At 63.6% G+C, this 14,870-nt stretch carries 15 protein-coding genes; 10 read left to right on the top strand and 5 right to left on the bottom strand.

Translation table 11 applies throughout. From position 1 onward, the window contains the following. Positions 1-74 precede the first annotated feature (74 nt). Genes ABIB57_RS13830 through ABIB57_RS13810 form a run of 5 tightly spaced genes read left to right on the top strand, consistent with a single transcriptional unit; the run spans position 75 to position 3,887 of the window. Positions 75-746 (top strand): amino acid ABC transporter permease, encoded by a 672-nt coding sequence (locus ABIB57_RS13830; protein WP_354041569.1) that lies wholly within the window; start codon positions 75-77, stop codon positions 744-746. Further along, on the top strand, positions 746-1,417 hold the full coding sequence (locus ABIB57_RS13825; protein ID WP_354041568.1) for an amino acid ABC transporter permease: 672 nt from the start codon (positions 746-748) through the stop codon (positions 1,415-1,417). Before ABIB57_RS13830 ends, ABIB57_RS13825 begins: the two co-directional genes overlap by 1 nt. A 3-nt stretch (positions 1,418-1,420) precedes the next feature. Next, positions 1,421-2,155, top strand: a complete 735-nt coding sequence (locus tag ABIB57_RS13820; protein ID WP_354041567.1) for an amino acid ABC transporter ATP-binding protein — start codon at positions 1,421-1,423, stop codon at positions 2,153-2,155. A gap of 3 nt (positions 2,156-2,158) precedes the next feature. After that, a complete protein-coding gene (locus ABIB57_RS13815; RefSeq protein WP_354041566.1) occupies positions 2,159-3,082 on the top strand; it encodes an isoaspartyl peptidase/L-asparaginase in 924 nt (307 codons plus the stop codon). Positions 3,083-3,095: 13 nt separating this feature from the next. Then, positions 3,096-3,887, top strand: coding sequence for a transporter substrate-binding domain-containing protein (locus tag ABIB57_RS13810; protein ID WP_354041565.1), 792 nt, complete (start codon positions 3,096-3,098; stop codon positions 3,885-3,887). A 166-nt stretch (positions 3,888-4,053) separates the two neighbouring features. Here ABIB57_RS13810 and ABIB57_RS13805 read toward each other — a convergent pair whose 3' ends face one another. Then, entirely contained in the window at positions 4,054-5,058 is a 1,005-nt protein-coding gene (locus ABIB57_RS13805; protein ID WP_354041564.1) for a LacI family DNA-binding transcriptional regulator, read from the bottom strand. Positions 5,059-5,201: 143 nt separating this feature from the next. Between ABIB57_RS13805 and ABIB57_RS13800 the strand changes: the two genes are divergently transcribed. The 4 genes from ABIB57_RS13800 (at position 5,202) to ABIB57_RS13785 (ending at position 7,724) form a co-directional block, all read left to right on the top strand. Beyond that, entirely contained in the window at positions 5,202-6,110 is a 909-nt protein-coding gene (locus ABIB57_RS13800; protein ID WP_354041563.1) for an ROK family protein, read from the top strand. Then, positions 6,103-6,825 (top strand): copper homeostasis protein CutC, encoded by a 723-nt coding sequence (locus tag ABIB57_RS13795; RefSeq protein ID WP_354041562.1) that lies wholly within the window; start codon positions 6,103-6,105, stop codon positions 6,823-6,825. The genes ABIB57_RS13800 and ABIB57_RS13795 overlap by 8 nt, the downstream gene beginning before the upstream one ends. A 23-nt stretch (positions 6,826-6,848) precedes the next feature. Continuing rightward, positions 6,849-7,376 (top strand): TMEM43 family protein, encoded by a 528-nt coding sequence (locus tag ABIB57_RS13790; RefSeq protein WP_354041561.1) that lies wholly within the window; start codon positions 6,849-6,851, stop codon positions 7,374-7,376. A gap of 96 nt (positions 7,377-7,472) precedes the next feature. Next, entirely contained in the window at positions 7,473-7,724 is a 252-nt protein-coding gene (locus tag ABIB57_RS13785; protein WP_354041560.1) for a hypothetical protein, read from the top strand. Between the two features lie 384 nt (positions 7,725-8,108). Here ABIB57_RS13785 and cydB read toward each other — a convergent pair whose 3' ends face one another. From cydB to ABIB57_RS13770, 3 genes are all read right to left on the bottom strand, one after another. Continuing rightward, on the bottom strand, positions 8,109-9,113 hold the full coding sequence (gene cydB / locus ABIB57_RS13780; RefSeq protein WP_354041559.1) for a cytochrome d ubiquinol oxidase subunit II: 1,005 nt from the start codon (positions 9,111-9,113) through the stop codon (positions 8,109-8,111). Beyond that, positions 9,103-10,515 carry a cytochrome ubiquinol oxidase subunit I gene (locus ABIB57_RS13775; protein ID WP_354041558.1) on the bottom strand — a complete coding sequence of 471 codons (1,413 nt, stop codon included), beginning with the start codon at positions 10,513-10,515 and terminating at the stop codon, positions 9,103-9,105. The genes cydB and ABIB57_RS13775 overlap by 11 nt, the downstream gene beginning before the upstream one ends. Before the next feature lie 175 nt (positions 10,516-10,690). Further along, positions 10,691-11,941, bottom strand: coding sequence for a D-amino acid dehydrogenase (locus tag ABIB57_RS13770; protein ID WP_354041557.1), 1,251 nt, complete (start codon positions 11,939-11,941; stop codon positions 10,691-10,693). Positions 11,942-12,104: 163 nt separating this feature from the next. Between ABIB57_RS13770 and treY the strand changes: the two genes are divergently transcribed. Continuing rightward, positions 12,105-14,597 carry a malto-oligosyltrehalose synthase gene (treY, locus tag ABIB57_RS13765; protein WP_354041556.1) on the top strand — a complete coding sequence of 831 codons (2,493 nt, stop codon included), beginning with the start codon at positions 12,105-12,107 and terminating at the stop codon, positions 14,595-14,597. Here treY and ABIB57_RS13760 read toward each other — a convergent pair. After that, complete coding sequence (locus ABIB57_RS13760) at positions 14,594-14,845, bottom strand: hypothetical protein (RefSeq protein ID WP_299729325.1); 252 nt, start codon at positions 14,843-14,845, stop codon at positions 14,594-14,596. The two genes, treY and ABIB57_RS13760, sit on opposite strands and share 4 nt — an antisense overlap. Positions 14,846-14,870: the final 25 nt, after the last annotated feature.

The following is a 14,870-nucleotide window of genomic DNA, read 5'->3' as shown; positions in this document are numbered from 1 at the left end:
AAACTCTGCCTATGCGGCTTGACAAAATGTGTCGTGGCGGCAAAAGTGAAACCGATTTCATAGTGTGAAAGCGCATGCGGATAGACCTCTCGCTGCTCGTGCCATATCTGCCGTTTATGCTGCAAGGCGCGCTATTGACGGCGCAGGTCTGCGTGCTGGCTTTGCTCGGCAGTCTGATCGTTGGCGCGCTGATGGCGGTGGCGCGCACCTCGGCCAATACGCTGCTGCGCCGGGCGGCGTCGGTCTATGCCGACCTGTTCCGCAATGTGCCCTTCATCGTGCAACTGTTCTTCTTCTATTACGGCCTGCCCGAGATCGGCATCTATATCGACGCCTTCACTACAGGGGTGGTGGCATTGTCGATTGCCGGTGGGGCATTCACCTCCGACGTTATCCGCTCAGGCATTCTGGCCATTGAGCCGGGCATTATCGAAGCGGCGCAGGTTAGCGGCCTCTCCAAGCGCAAGACCTTCACCACGATCGTGCTGCCCGTCGCGCTGCGTACCTCGGTGCGACCGATGGGATCGGTGTTCATCAACCTGATCTTGACCTCCTCCATCCTGTCGACCATCACGCTGAACGAGCTGACCGGCACCGCCAAGATCGTCGCTTCGGACACGTTCAAGCCGTTCGAGGTCTATGTCGTGCTGCTCGTCGCCTATGCCAGCCTGACCTATCTGGTGTCGTTGCTGATCGCGGCACTGCATCGTCGGCTCAACCGCGATCTCGGGGAGGCGGTTCGCTGATGCGCTATACCGAATTTACCCCATTCGACATCGTGCTGCTGGCGCAGGGGCTGGGCGTCTCGGTCGGATTGTTCCTCGCCACCACGGTGATCGGCCTGCTGATCGGCACACTCTGGGCCGTGGTGCGGTTCTATCGCGTGCCGGTGCTGATGCAGGTCATCACCTTCGTGGCCGAACTGCTAAAGAACTCGCCGGTGCTGGTGCAACTGTTCCTGGTGTTCTTTGGCTTCCCGGCCTTCTTCCATATCAATCTGGGTCCGGTCGAAGCTGCCGTCATCACGCTGTCGGGCAATACCGCAGCCTTCGTCTATGTGATCGCCGTTTCGTCTATCGAGAGCATCGGTCGCGACCAGATCGAGGCGGCCCGCGCCTTCGGGCTGACCAAGTGGCAGGTGCTGCGCCACATCATCGCGCCGCAGGCCATGGCCTTCGCCATCGGGCCGCTGACGGGATTGCTGGTCAATCAGTTGCAGGTCACGTCCTTGATCTCGGTGATCGGTGTGATGGACCTGACCAAGATCGGCAATATCCTCAACCTGCGCACGCTCAAGCCATTCATCGTCTGGGCCGTGGTCGGGGTGCTGTATTATCTGGCCGCCAAAATCATCGCCTATGCCGGCGCAACTCTGGAACGGCGCCTGCGGGCCCATACCGCCTGGAAAGGTCTCTGATCCATGATCAAGGCACAATCGGTCCGCAAGGTTTTCGGCAGCGTCACCGTCCTCGATAGCGTCGATCTCACCGTCGCGCCGGGTGAAGTGGTGTCGATCCTCGGCTCGTCAGGCTCGGGCAAGTCGACGCTGATCCGCTGCATCAACGGGCTGGAACGGCTCGACGGCGGCAGCATCACGGTCGACGATTTCGACGTGAGCAAGCCCAAGGAACTGGCCGAGGCCCGCAAGCGCAGCGGCACCGTGTTCCAGATGTTCAACCTCTACCCGCATATGACGGCGCTGCAGAACGTGACGCTGGCGCCGGTTGAAGTGCTCAAGCGCCCCAAGGCGGAAGCCGAGGCCGAGGGCAGGGCGCTGCTCGCATCCGTTGGCCTGGGTGACCGCGCCGACGCTTTCCCCAGCCAGCTTTCGGGCGGCCAGCGCCAGCGCGTCGGCATCTGCCGGGCTCTGGCGATGAAGCCGCGCTACCTGCTGCTCGATGAAGTCACCTCGGCGCTCGACCCCGAGATGACCGCCGACGTGCTCGATATCCTGGCCAAGCTGGCCAAGGAAGGCACCACCATGGTGTTCGTCACCCACGAGATCGAGTTCGCCCGCACCATCTCCTCGCGCGTGGTGTTCCTCGAAAAAGGCCGGCTGGTGGTCGATCTGCCGACCGAGCAGTTCTTTGCCGCCGATGGCGGCCTCGCCAATCCGCGCATCGCGCAGTTCCTCTCCAAGATGCGGAAAGACTAGACCATGCAGCTCCTCGCCAATGTCGAAGCCTATCCGGGCTTTGACACCACCATCGCCATGCTCAAGGATGGCGCGCCGGGCCTTGAGGCCATGGTCGCCGGCATGGGGCATGTCGAACGCGATGTCCGCGTTCGCTCCGTCGGCTTTGGCGGCTGGCCCAACATGTTGGGCAAGATGGAGTTCGACGCCGGCGTCATGAACGGCACCACGCGCGAAGTCGGCTCGGTCGGCGCGGTTCCCGATACGCTGCCGGTCTCGGCTTTGGCGCTGGAGGTGATGAAGCGCCTGCCCCACGTCATGCTGACGGGCGACGGCGCGCGCCGCTTTGCCACTGAAATCGGTTTCAAGATCGACGAGACGCTGTACGAAGACAGCAAGCGCGTCTGGTGGGAAAAGCTGGAAAAAGAGCTCACCGCTGAAGAGCTTGCCGCGTTCCCGAACATTCCGCTGGCGCCGCTGAGCCGCACCATCACCGATCCGGAGCGCGTTCGAGACACCACGGTGTTCCTGTCCTCGGACGTGAGCGATACCATTTCGGTCGCTACCTCGACCTCGGGCTGGGGCTGGAAATATCCGGGCCGCCTCGGCGACAGCCCCATTCCCGGCGCCGGCTTCTATGCCGATAGCCGCTATGGCGCGGCCGCCTGCACCCATACGGGCGAAATGACCATGCGCTGCTCGACCTCGCGCACCATCGTGCTGGCCATGAAGCTGGGGCGCTCGCTCGACGACGCCATCAAGCTGGCGGTCGAGGAACTTGCCGAATTGACCACGGGCTTTCTGGCAGGGGTCGTGATCCACGCGATTGACGCCGCCGGCAACCACAGGGTCGTGAACTTCAGATGCCAGGACGACATCTTCTATTGGTACTGGAATCCGAAAATGGCCGAGCCGGAGCGCCGGACGGCCGAGAAATCATCAATCTAAAGGGAGAACTGCAATGAAGCGTATTCTGACTACCCTGGCTGCGCTGGCGCTGGTCGCCAGCTCGGTTATCCCCGCAACCGCCGGCATGATCGACGACATCAAGTCCCGCGGCGTGGTCCGCATCGGCGTGTCGCTTGGCGGCGAGCCGATCGGCTTCCGCGATGCCCAGAACAACCCCGTGGGCTATGACGTCGATGTCGCCACCATGCTGGCCGAAAAGCTCGGCGTACCGGTGGAATTCACCGACGTTTCGGGCGATGCCCGCGTCTCCATGCTGGTCGCCGGCCAGCTCGATATCGTCGTCGCCAACACCTCGGCGACGCTGGAACGCGCCAAGTCGGTCAACTTCTCCATCCCCTACAACCGGGCTGGCCTGCGCATCATCGTGCAGAAGGACGCCGGCATCACGACGCTTGAAGGCCTGGCTGGCAAGAAGGTCGTGGTCGGTCGCGGCACTACGGGCGAAGCCTTCCTGAAGAAGGCCGTGCCGGACGCCGAACTGGTCTACACCGACAACTTCTCCCCCGATGGCGTGCTGCTGCTGCAGCAGAAGCGTGCCGACGCTGCGATCGAGGATTCGTCCTTGCTCGATTACCTGGCAACCACCAATGAGAACCTGGTGACCCTGCCGGGCCTCTATTCGAATGACCCGATCGGCATCGCTGTCGCCAAGGGCGATCCGGAATTCGTGCGCTGGATCGACATGTTCGTTTCCGACTACATCCAGTCGGGCGCTTATGACGCCAACTACAAGAAGTGGTGGGGCGAAAAGGCCAACCCGCCGGCTTTGACGCCACTCTGGTAAGCTCCAGGCAAGTCACACACACGATCTGGTCCCCTCCCCTTAAGGGGAGGGCTAGGGTGGGGGGAACTGTCCTCCGAGTGGAGCTTTAGCGGCCTCCACTCCAGCTGAAGCCTCCCCCCACTCCTAACCCCTCCCCTCAAGGGGGAGGGGAACCCGCTCCGCGACCCTACTCCGCTGTAGCGCGCGGGACGAACGTTGTTGGCACCAGCACTGGTTTGTCGCCCGGCTGGAACCGCTGCGGATCGATCACGAACCGCACCACCTGCTCGACATAGACCGCCTTGTCATAGCCGATCGAGGCGATCGGATAGGCCCCGAAATCGGTCAGCGACAGATTGTCGAACCCATAGAGCCGGAACCGCTGAGGTCTGTTCAGCACAAAGTCATCCCGGCAGGCGTCTAACACGCCCATCGCCATGGCGTCCGAGGAGCAGAACACCGCATCGGGCACTTCGTGGCGCTTGATTTCAGCCGCAGCGGCAAGACCGCTCGCATAGGAGTAGTCGCCCTGTATTTCGCGGACCAGCTCGATCCCGCTTTGCGTCAGGGCATCCTTGTAGGCCTGCGTCCGCGCCAGTTCCACCAGCGAGGAATTGCGGCCCGTGACCAGAACGGCCGTGTGCACGCCCTTGGCGGCAGCGTCGGCGACGGCCTGGCCGATGCCACTCGCATGGTCTGCGATCACCGCTGGCGACAAGGCATCGTGGCGCCCGTTCAGCATCACCACATGGTCGGAGCGGAACATGCGTCGCACCGTGGGGGCGTCGGCGAAATCGGAAAACACCAGAGCCGCATCGACGTGATAGGCGACGCCATTGCGCAAAAATTCCTCGACGCGGCCGACCGAGCCGACGCGGATCAAGATCACCTGTTTTCCAGTCGATTGAATTGCATCGAGCAACAGGTCGAACAGGTCGAGATCGGACAGGTCGTGGATATGGTTGACCACCACGGCGACGAGGTTGACGGTCTTTTTGGTGAGGCTCTGGGCGAGCAGGTTAGGCTTGTAGCCCAGTTCCTCGGCGGCCTTGATGACGCGCTCGCGCTTGTCGGCCGAAACCGGGCGCTTCTCGGTCGAGAGCGCGCGAGACGCGACGGCGCGGGACACGCCGGCCAGTTGGGCGACATCGGAAATGGTCGGGGCGGCCGGGCGTCCGTTGTCTTCGGCCATAGGCGATGCGTCCCTGTTTTCCGTTTTCACCAGCGGATTTCCCCAAACACCGGCGACAATCCTTCCACTATCATGTCTGTTCGAATCGGCAATCGTCTAGACGCTTGTTTCGCCAGCACTATCCTCGCAAACTACAGGTCAGCATGATCATCTGCATCGATATTGGCGGCTCGGCCATCAAGGGCGCCATCGCCACCAGCCCAGACGCCATCACGCCGCTCGAGCGCATCGTCACGCCCCTCGATGATCGCGCCGCCTTCGACGCCGCCATCGCTGCCGTGGTCGCGCAGGCGCCGGACGCCAGGGCGGTGTCGATCTCGATTACCGGCGTCGTCGATCCGCGCGACGGGCGCATCAAGGTCGCCAATATTCCCTGCATCGACGGACGCGCGCTGGCCGCCGACCTATCGGCGCAGTTGGGCAAGCCGGTGCTGGTCGCCAATGATGCCGACTGTTTTGCGCTGGCCGAAGCGGGTGCGGGGGCAGGGCGCGGTCACGCCATTGTCTTTGGCGTCATCCTCGGCACCGGCGTCGGCGGTGGATTGGTGGTGGACGGCAAGATCGTCAATGGCGCCGGCGGATTTGCGGGCGAATGGGGGCATGGGCCGGCGACGGCAACCAGTGCCGGCAATCCGCCCCTTGCGGTTCCACGGTTCCCCTGTGGCTGCGGTCAGGTCGGGTGCGTCGACACCATCGGGGCGGCGCGCGGCATCGAGCGGCTGCATCAGCATATCCACGCCATAGCGGCGACCAGCACGGACATTATTGCGGCCTGGCAGGCCGGTGACGTGGCGGCGGCGCGCACTGTCGACGTGTGGGTCGATCTCGTCGCTTCGCCACTGGCGCTGGTGATCAATGTCGTTGGTGCGTCCATCGTGCCGGTCGGCGGTGGGCTCGCCAATGCGCCGGCCCTGATCGCGCTGCTGGACCGGACCGTGCGCCAGCGCATCCTGCGCCGCACCGATGAGCCGCTGGTGGTGGTGGGACAATGCAAGGTCGAACCCGGCCTGATCGGCGCGGCCATTCTGGGCCTGGGGGCACATCATGACTGACATCCTGCTGGAAATTTGCGTCGATAACGCCGAAGGCCTCGCGGCGGCCATTGCGGGTGGGGCGGACCGGATCGAACTATGTTCCGCGTTGGAGCTGGGTGGCCTGACGCCATCGCCGGGCCTGATCCGTCAGGCGGCAAAGGCCTCGATCCCCGTCTACGCCATGGTGCGGCCACGGCCCGGCGATTTCATCTTCGGCGGCGCCGATGTCGAGATCATGCTCGCCGAGATCGACATTATCCGCGAAGCGGGTCTCGCCGGCGTGGTGCTGGGGGCCAGCCTGTCGGGCGGCGCGCTGGACGAGCAGACCCTGCGCCGGCTGACGACGCATGCTGCGGGTCTTGGGACGACCCTGCATCGCGCCATCGACTTGGTGCCTGATTTCGATCTGGCGGTAGACCTTGCCGCCGATCTTGGTTTCGAGCGCGTCTTGACCTCGGGTGGCGCGCGTCATGCGGTCGAGGGCATGGATACCATTGCAGCCATGATCGAGCGCGCCGCTGGCCGGATCGGCATTCTGGCTGGTTCGGGTGTGCGTCCGGGTAATGTCGGCACGCTGCTGGATCGCCTGCCGCTGACGCAGGTGCATGCATCCTGCTCCGCGCCCGCTCGCCCGGCCGACGCTGCGGCCGTCCGGCTCGGCTTTACCAACCCGGCCGGCAAGGAAACCAGCGCCGAAATCGTCGCCGAATTGAAACGCGCATTGCGGCGCTGATCGCATCAACCGGGAGCACTGTCGTGAGCCGCCGCGTGTCCTCCAAGATCGACTCCTGGCTCCTGGGCGTTTTGCGCTCATTCGTCGGCGTCGTTGTCGGCGTCGCGCTGATCGTCGGCATGGTGGCGTTGCTGTCCTGGACCGAAATCGGCGTCCTGCAGGCCGAACGGGCGCTGGAGCTGGGGACCGCGCCGGTGCTGGCCAAGCCCGATATCCTCGTCTGGACCATCCGCCCGCTGGCGCTGATCGGGATGATTGCCGGCTTCATGCTGGTCGGCGGGCCGCTGGCGGCCATTGCCAATCTGAGTTCGGGGTTTGGCGCCATGGTGCGGTTCGGCACGGCCATTTTCGCGGCGGCGCTCGGACTTGGCCTCGGCACGCTGACCATAGCGCTGGTCTGGCTGTTCTATCGGCCGTGGGTATCGCTCATCGTCGTGCTGGCCGGCGCGGCGGTGGTTGCGGGCATCCTCTATCTGGGCGTCCGCATCGCCGATGTCCGCTACACGTCCGATCCACTGCCGCCGCCCGACCCGGAGCCTCCGGCGGTCTAGCCGGGCGGCGACAACAGGTCGTGGCGCTGCTAAACTGTTCAGCGGCCTGACGGAACGGGCGGCGGTCGCCCGGCGTCATGCACAGGGAGGTATGCCATGCGTCTGATAAAGCTTCTCCAACTCGCCTTGATTGCCCTCGGCCTGACGCTGGGTGGCCTCGCGCCGCCGGTCACGGCCCAGGATGCCAACACTAGGGTGATCGTGCCCGATGTTCCGGGCGGTGCGCTGTTATCGGGCTGCTACCGCGTCACGGAGCGGCTCTACGGCCCCTATCGCATGGAGTTCTGCCTCGAGCAGCGTGGCACCTATCCGTCACCGGCGCCGGTGTCAGCTGCAATGGACGCCTGAGCTGGTCGGCCCAGGGCCGCGATGTCAGCATTAACCTGCGCCGCTCGTCCTGCGGCAATGGCGTTGCCTGGAGCGCGGATCGTCTCTCCTGCCGCGGCACGGGCCTCTTTGCCGGCATCCTGGCGCGGATCATCGTTCCCGACCTGCCGGCGATCGGCGCGCTGCGCTGCACCTATACGCCCACGGCCGGCAATGCGCGGCCGGTGACCATCGTGGCGCGACGCATCAACTGACGCATCGGGGCGCCGGTGTCTGTCACCGGCGTTCCGTTCTAGTGGCCCAGCATCAGCTTGATCACGAGGCCGATGACGCCGACGGCCGCGACGCCGCCGACCCAGAGGGCGACGAACCACAATAGCCGCGATCCGAGTGCTTGCGTGGCCATCAGTGATAGCCCTCCTGCGGATCGATCTTGCCGCGGAACACCCAATAGGCGTAGCCGGTATAGATCAGGATGATCGGCACCAGCACGGCCGCGCCGACCAGCAGGAATTGCAGCGAACTGTCGGGCGCTGCGGCGGCCTCGAAGGTCAGCGCCCCCGGAATGATGAAGGGGTAGAAGCTGATGCCGATGCCCGCAAAGCTCAGCACGAACAGGCCCAGCGCGGCCAGGAACGGTTGCAGATGCTTGTCATGGGTCAGTCCATGCCACAGCCCGTAGCTGCAGACCGCCAGCAGCAGCGGCACGATCGAGGAGAAGAATGCGGTCGGAAAGCCGAACCAGCGCTCGAAATAGACCGGGTTGAGCGTCGACGTCCAAATGCTGACCACGCCGATCAGAGCGACGGTGATCGCGGTCGTCACGAGAGCAATCCGCCTGGCGTGGGCCTGCAATTGGCCGCTGGTCTTGAGATTGAGCCAGGTGGCCCCCAGCAGCGCGTAGCCGATGACGACGGCAACGCCGGTCAGGACGCTGAACGGGGTCAGCCAGTCCCACCACCCGCCGCCATAGGCGCGGCCCTCGACCTTGATGCCTTGCACCAAGGCGCCCAGCGCGATCCCCTGGGTGAAGCCCGCCACCATCGAGCCGATGGAAAAGCCCCAATCCCACAGGTGGATCCAGGGCCCGGAACGCCAGCGGAATTCGAAGGCGACGCCGCGGAAAACCAGACCCAGCAGCATCAGCATGATCGGCATGTAAAGCGCGGGAAAGATGATGGCATAGGCCAGCGGGAACACCGCCATCAGCCCGCCGCCGCCCAGCACCAGCCAGGTCTCGTTGCCATCCCAGACCGGGGCGACCGAATTGGTCATGACATCGCGGTCATGCCGCGCGGGAAAGAGCGGGAACAGGATGCCGACGCCCAGATCAAAGCCATCCAGGATCACATAGGTCAGCACCACGAAGGCGATCAGCGCCGCCCAGATGAAGGGGAGATCAATGACCATGTTCGGCTCCCATCGGTGCGTCCTGATGCGGGCCGGGATTGATGCCGGCGGCTCGAACCGGCCCCTTGTCCAACTCCTCGTCGCCCGACAGCAGCGGCCGCCGCATCAATTGCAGCAGGTAGAGCACGCCGGCACCGAAGACGACGAAATAGACCACGATGAAGGCGATCAACGAGGTGCCGACGGCCGGCGCCGAAACCGGCGACAGGCTCTCGGACGTGCGCATCAGCCCATAGATGGTGAAGGGTTGCCGCCCCACTTCGGTGGTATACCAGCCGGCGAGCACGGCGACGAAACCCGACGGTCCCATCACCCAGGCGGCGCGATGCAGCCATTTCCAGTCGTAAAGCTTGCCGCGAATGCGCGCCAGGATCGACCATGCGCCGACCAGCAGCATCAGCACGCCCAGCCCCACCATGATGCGGAAGGTGAAGAACGGGATCAGCGCCTTGGGCCGGTCTTCCTTCGCCCAGGACTTGAGGCCCTTGAGCTCGCCATCCAGGCTATGGGTCAGCAGCAGCGAGCCCAGCTTGGGAATTTCGATGGCAAACCTGGTTTCCTCGGCCTCATCGTCAGGAATGCCGAACAGGATCAGCGGCGCGCCCTTCTGGTCTTCGTAATGGCCCTCCATGGCGGCGATCTTGGCCGGCTGGTGCTCCAGCGTATTGAGCCCATGCTGGTCGCCGACGAAAATCTGGATCGGGGTGACGAGCGCCGCCATCCACATCGCCATCGAGAAGATGATGCGCGCCGGATGGTTGTTTTTGTTCTTGAGCAGATGCCAGGCACCGACCGCGCCCACCGCGAAGGCGGTGGTGAGGAAGGATGCCAGCACCGTGTGCACGAGGCGATACGGGAAGGACGGGTTGAAGATGATCGCCCACCAATCAAGCGGAATGAACTGGCCGACCTCATTGATGCCGTAGCCTTGCGGCGTCTGCATCCAGCTATTGACCGCGATGATCCAGGTTGCCGAGATCAGTGTGCCGATCGCCACCATGCAGGTAGCGAAGAAATGCAGGCCGACACCGACGCGCTTGCGGCCGAACAGCATGATACCGAGGAACCCGGCTTCGAGGAAGAATGCTGTGAGCACCTCATAGCCCATCAGTGGGCCGACAACCGGCCCGGCCCGGTCCGAAAACACCGACCAATTGGTGCCGAACTGGTAGCTCATGACGATGCCGGTCACCACGCCCATGCCGAAGACGATGGCGAAGATGGTTTTCCAATAGTCGAACAGGCGCAGGTACGCGTCGTCCTTCTTGATCAGCCACAGCGCTTCCAGCATGGCCAGAAAACTCGCCAGCCCGATCGAAAACGAGGGGAAGATGAAGTGGAAGGAGATGGTGAAAGCGAACTGGATACGCGCCAGGGTTTCAGCATCAAGGCCCAAAAACATGGCGTCCCTCCAGTTGCTTGCCCAAGCAAATTCGACTTGCTCAAGCTAGACCACAGTTCAACCCGACACCACCGGCAAGGTGACGCGGGTCACGGTGACGCGCGACAAACGGCACGCTGTTCGCCTAGGCCATGAATGCCGGGTCGGGGATTGCTCCTGCTGGCGCTGGCCTCGATCAATACCGGCCTGGTCCCAGATCACTGATATCGATATCCGGCTTGGTGCCGGAGATCATGTCGGTCATCACCCGTGCCGAACCGCAGGCCATGGTCCAGCCCAGCGTGCCATGGCCACTGTTGATGTAGAGGTTGTCCAGTTTGCTGATGCCGACGATCGGCGTGCTGTCGGGCGTCATCGGCCGCATCCCCGTCCAGAATGTGGCCTTCACTGTATCCCCGGCGCCGGGGAATAGCTGGTTGACGACGAAGGCCAGGGTTTCCTTGCGATGGGGCGACAGGTCGGAATTATAGCCTGAAAGTTCCGCCATGCCGCCGACGCGGATGCGGTCGCCCAGCCGGGTGACGGCGATCTTGTAGCTCTCGTCCAGCACCGTCGAGACGGGTGCGGTGGCTTCCTTGATGATTGGCGCGGTAATCGAATAGCCCTTGACCGGGTAGATCGGCAGGTCGATGCCGATTGTACGGCCCAGCCTGGGCGAAAAGCTGCCCATGGCCATGATGTAACGATCGCCGGTAATGCGGCCCGCGCTGGTCTGTACGCCCGCGACTTTTCCGCTTTGCACGTCCAGCCCGTTGATGGTCACGCCATAGCGGAACACCACGCCCAGTTCGACCGCCATCGCGGCCAGCTTGGTGGTGAAGATATGGCAATCGCCGGTCTCGTCGCCGGGCAGGCGCAGGCCGCCGGCGATCGGCGCGTCAGATGCGCCCAGCCCCGGCTCGGCGCCGATGCAGCCGGCCTTGTCGAGCACCTCATAGGCCACCCCATATTGCGCCAGCACCTCGATGTCCTTGTGCGCATCGTCAACCTGATGCTGGGTGCGGAACAATTGCAGCGTGCCGGCCATGCGCTCGTCATAGGTGATGCCCGTGTCCGCGCGCAGCGCCTTGAGCACGTCGCGCGAATACTCGGCGACCCGCACCATGCGCGCCTTGTTGGTCGCGTAGCGCCCGGCGGTACAATTGGTCAGCACCTGGAACATCCAGCGCACCATGTAGGGATCGGCGACCGCTTTGACGATTAGCGGCGGATGCTTCATCAGCAGCCACTTGATGGCTTTGCGCGGAATGCCCGGCGCGGCCCAGGGCGACGCGTAGCCTGGCGAGACTTCCCCCGCATTGGCGAAGCTGGTTTCCAGGGCGACCCCGGGCTGGCGTTCGATGACTTCAACCTCGTGCCCGGCCTTGGCCAGATAATAGGCCGACGTGACCCCGATAACGCCGCCGCCAAGGACTATGACTTTCATATAGGGTCGCGCTCCGTTGCCTCTTTGCGGGCGATAGTGGCCTTGGCGGCGACGCCGCGCAATCGCAGAAATGCCCTGGTGGGACCGCCGACACCGCCCGTCCGCAACCTTACAGTCTGCGGGCCGTTGCGGCTGCAACCAGTCCGCTTGCGAAAGTGCATCCATGACCATGCCAGCCGCCGTTCCGCGCGCCACCTATCGGCTGCAGTTGAACAAGGATTTCGGCTTCGCCCAGGCGCTGGCGCTGGTGCCCTATCTATCGCGGCTCGGCATCAGCCATCTCTACCTGTCGCCGATCCTGCGCGCGCGTGCCGGCAGCGCGCATGGCTATGACACGGTCGAGCATCGCGAAATTAACCCAGAATTTGGGACCCTCGACGATTTTCGCCGTCTCGCTGCTGCGGCGCGTGAGCGCGAAATGGGGATTATCCTCGATTTCGTGCCCAACCATATGGGCATCGGCGGCACCGAAAATGTCTATTGGCTCGATGTGCTCAAACTCGGCAAGGCCAGCCGCTATGCCCATTGGTTCGATATCGACTGGGCCCCATCCGACGCCAGCCTGACCGGAAAAGTCCTCGTGCCGGTGCTCGGCTGCTCTTATGGCGAGGCACTGGCGGAGGGCCGCCTGGTGCTGAAATTCTCGGCTGAAACCAATAGTTTCGCCATTTGGGCCGATGACGCCAACTTGCTGCCGCTCGACCCGAAGACCTATCCGGCGTCCAGGGAAGTGGAGGCCATCAATGCGGACAGGAACCGCCTCGATCGCCTCGTCAAACAGCAAAACTGGCGAGTGGCCCGCTATTCGGTGGCACCCGACGACATCAATTATCGGCGCTTCTTCATCGTCAACGAACTGGCGGGCATTCGCATCGAAGAGCCCGAAGTGTTCGATCATGCCCATGGGTTGATCTTCCAGTTGATCGAGGAGGGGCTGGTCGATGGGCTGCGCATCGATCACATCGATGGGCTGCGTGATCCCAAGGCCTATGCGGTGAAGCTGCGCGAGAAATCGCCGCGACCGATCTATCTGGTGGTCGAGAAAATCCTGGCTGCCCATGGGCAGTTGCGGGGCGATTGGGGCGTGGATGGAACCACGGGCTATGAGTTTTCTACTCATCTGACCGCACTGGGCAGCGATCCGGCCGCTGAGGCCGGGTTGACTCAGGCCTACGAGGATTTCACCGGCGAGCGGCGCGCATTTGTCGAGATCGAAACTGAAGCCAAGTTGATCATCATCGACACCGAAATGGGCGCCGAGCTCGACCGGTTGGCAACGCTGGCGCGTGCAATTGCGGTGGGCAAAAACGCCACAAGCGACCTCACCCGCAATGGGTTGCGCAATGCGATCAGGGCATTGGTGGCGAACATGTTCGTCTACCGCACCTACGTGGATGGGGACGGCAGCAGCGAAACTGACCGTCGCAATGCCGGCGTGGCGCTAGCTGAAGCGCGGCGGGCAGCGCCGACGCTGGACCCGGCCGTGTTCGACTTCCTCGGCGACGTAATCGCCAAGCCGGCTGATGCGGCCAGTTTGGAATTTGTCCTCCGCCTCCAGCAATATACCGGGCCGGTGATGGCCAAGGGATTGGAGGATACGGCGCTTTATCGCGGTAACCGATTGATTGCGCTCAACGATGTCGGCGAGCGGCCGGACCGGTTCAATATCGGCATCGCGGCGTTTCACGATTTCAACGCGGCGCGGCTGGCGCAATTTCCTAGTGCCATGCTGACCACGTCCAGCCACGATACCAAGCGCGGGGAGGACACCCGTGCCCGCATTTTGACGTTGTCGGGTCGCGCCGGTGAATGGAAAACCGCCGTCGATGAATGGACGGCCTTGATTGGCCAAGCGACAGAGGGCATCGAGCGCAATGAGCTGTGGTATTTCTTCCAGATGCTGCTTGGTGCCTGGCCTGCAGATTTTCCGGAAACCGGCGCTTTGCCACCGGCGGCCCTGGACCAGTTCGGCCAGCGACTTCGGGCGGCGATGCAAAAATCGGTTCGTGAAGCGCGGGTCAATTCCAGCTGGACCAAGCCGAACGAGAGCTACGAAGCGGCGCTGGCTGGGCTGATTGATGCGGCATTGGCCGATGGGCTGGACAACGCATTTCTGAACGCCTTCAGGCGCTTCGCCGCGAGTATCGGCGAGCAAGGCGCCAGGATCGGGCTGGCGCAGACCGTGCTCAAGCTCACGGTGCCCGGCGTGCCCGACATCTATCAGGGGGCTGAACTGTGGGAGCAGAGCATGGTCGATCCCGACAATCGCCGCCCGGTCGATTTCGTCGCGCGCTGGCAATTGCTCGACAACGCCGATGCGCCGCTCGATATCGCCAATTGGCGCGATGGCTCGCTCAAGCTGCAGGTGATCGAGCGACTGCTGCGCCTGCGAGCCGATGACCCGGAGTTGTTTGCCAGGGGTTCGTATGAGCCCATTGCGGCGGGCGACCACGTGGTGGCGTTTGCGCGGCACCATGATGGACGATCGATGCTGGTGGCGGTGGCCTTGCATCCGTGGATTGCGCCAGCGACCGATCTGCGCCTGACCGGGACACGGGCGCAGACCCAGTGGCAGGATGCCTTCACCGGAGCAGCCAGCGTGCCCGACAGCGCAGCCTTGGCTGCTCTGTCGGTTGCAGTGTGGCGGTCGGTCTAGTCTTTCAGATTATCTTCCACTACGGCCTCGGGGCGGTCTTCGCCCTCGGCGACTTCCTGGTGCCAGACGCCGTCGCGGGTTTCGTATTCGATGCCGGTTGAGGTGCCCGAGACCTGCTGGCGCTGCGCCGCGTTGGCTGCAGCCTCGTGTGCGTCCTTGTGGGTGCGGAACGTTTCGGAGAACACGTCGCCCACCTTATAGGCGAAGCCACCATCGTGTTCGACGATATCGTAGGTAATCCTGGTCATTGCAGTCTCCTTGGAGTGGGCACAA

It is taken from the genome of Devosia sp. UYZn731 (assembly GCF_040546795.1).
In the GTDB taxonomy this organism is placed as follows: Bacteria; Pseudomonadota; Alphaproteobacteria; order Rhizobiales; family Devosiaceae; genus Devosia.
Note: the sequence above shows the minus strand (reverse complement) of the source record. Positions and strands in the feature narration are given on the sequence as shown.

Coding starts and splice junctions, on each gene's coding strand:
- cydB (WP_354041559.1), bottom strand. CDS start 9,113: ATGGTCATTGATCTCCCCTTCATCTGGGCGGCGCTGATCGCCTTCGTG.
- treY (WP_354041556.1), top strand. CDS start 12,105: ATGACCATGCCAGCCGCCGTTCCGCGCGCCACCTATCGGCTGCAGTTG.
- ABIB57_RS13775 (WP_354041558.1), bottom strand. CDS start 10,515: ATGTTTTTGGGCCTTGATGCTGAAACCCTGGCGCGTATCCAGTTCGCT.
- ABIB57_RS13805 (WP_354041564.1), bottom strand. CDS start 5,058: ATGGCCGAAGACAACGGACGCCCGGCCGCCCCGACCATTTCCGATGTC.
- ABIB57_RS13810 (WP_354041565.1), top strand. CDS start 3,096: ATGAAGCGTATTCTGACTACCCTGGCTGCGCTGGCGCTGGTCGCCAGC.
- ABIB57_RS13825 (WP_354041568.1), top strand. CDS start 746: ATGCGCTATACCGAATTTACCCCATTCGACATCGTGCTGCTGGCGCAG.
- ABIB57_RS13795 (WP_354041562.1), top strand. CDS start 6,103: ATGACTGACATCCTGCTGGAAATTTGCGTCGATAACGCCGAAGGCCTC.
- ABIB57_RS13760 (WP_299729325.1), bottom strand. CDS start 14,845: ATGACCAGGATTACCTACGATATCGTCGAACACGATGGTGGCTTCGCC.
- ABIB57_RS13800 (WP_354041563.1), top strand. CDS start 5,202: ATGATCATCTGCATCGATATTGGCGGCTCGGCCATCAAGGGCGCCATC.
- ABIB57_RS13820 (WP_354041567.1), top strand. CDS start 1,421: ATGATCAAGGCACAATCGGTCCGCAAGGTTTTCGGCAGCGTCACCGTC.
- ABIB57_RS13830 (WP_354041569.1), top strand. CDS start 75: ATGCGGATAGACCTCTCGCTGCTCGTGCCATATCTGCCGTTTATGCTG.
- ABIB57_RS13785 (WP_354041560.1), top strand. CDS start 7,473: ATGCGTCTGATAAAGCTTCTCCAACTCGCCTTGATTGCCCTCGGCCTG.
- ABIB57_RS13770 (WP_354041557.1), bottom strand. CDS start 11,941: ATGAAAGTCATAGTCCTTGGCGGCGGCGTTATCGGGGTCACGTCGGCC.
- ABIB57_RS13815 (WP_354041566.1), top strand. CDS start 2,159: ATGCAGCTCCTCGCCAATGTCGAAGCCTATCCGGGCTTTGACACCACC.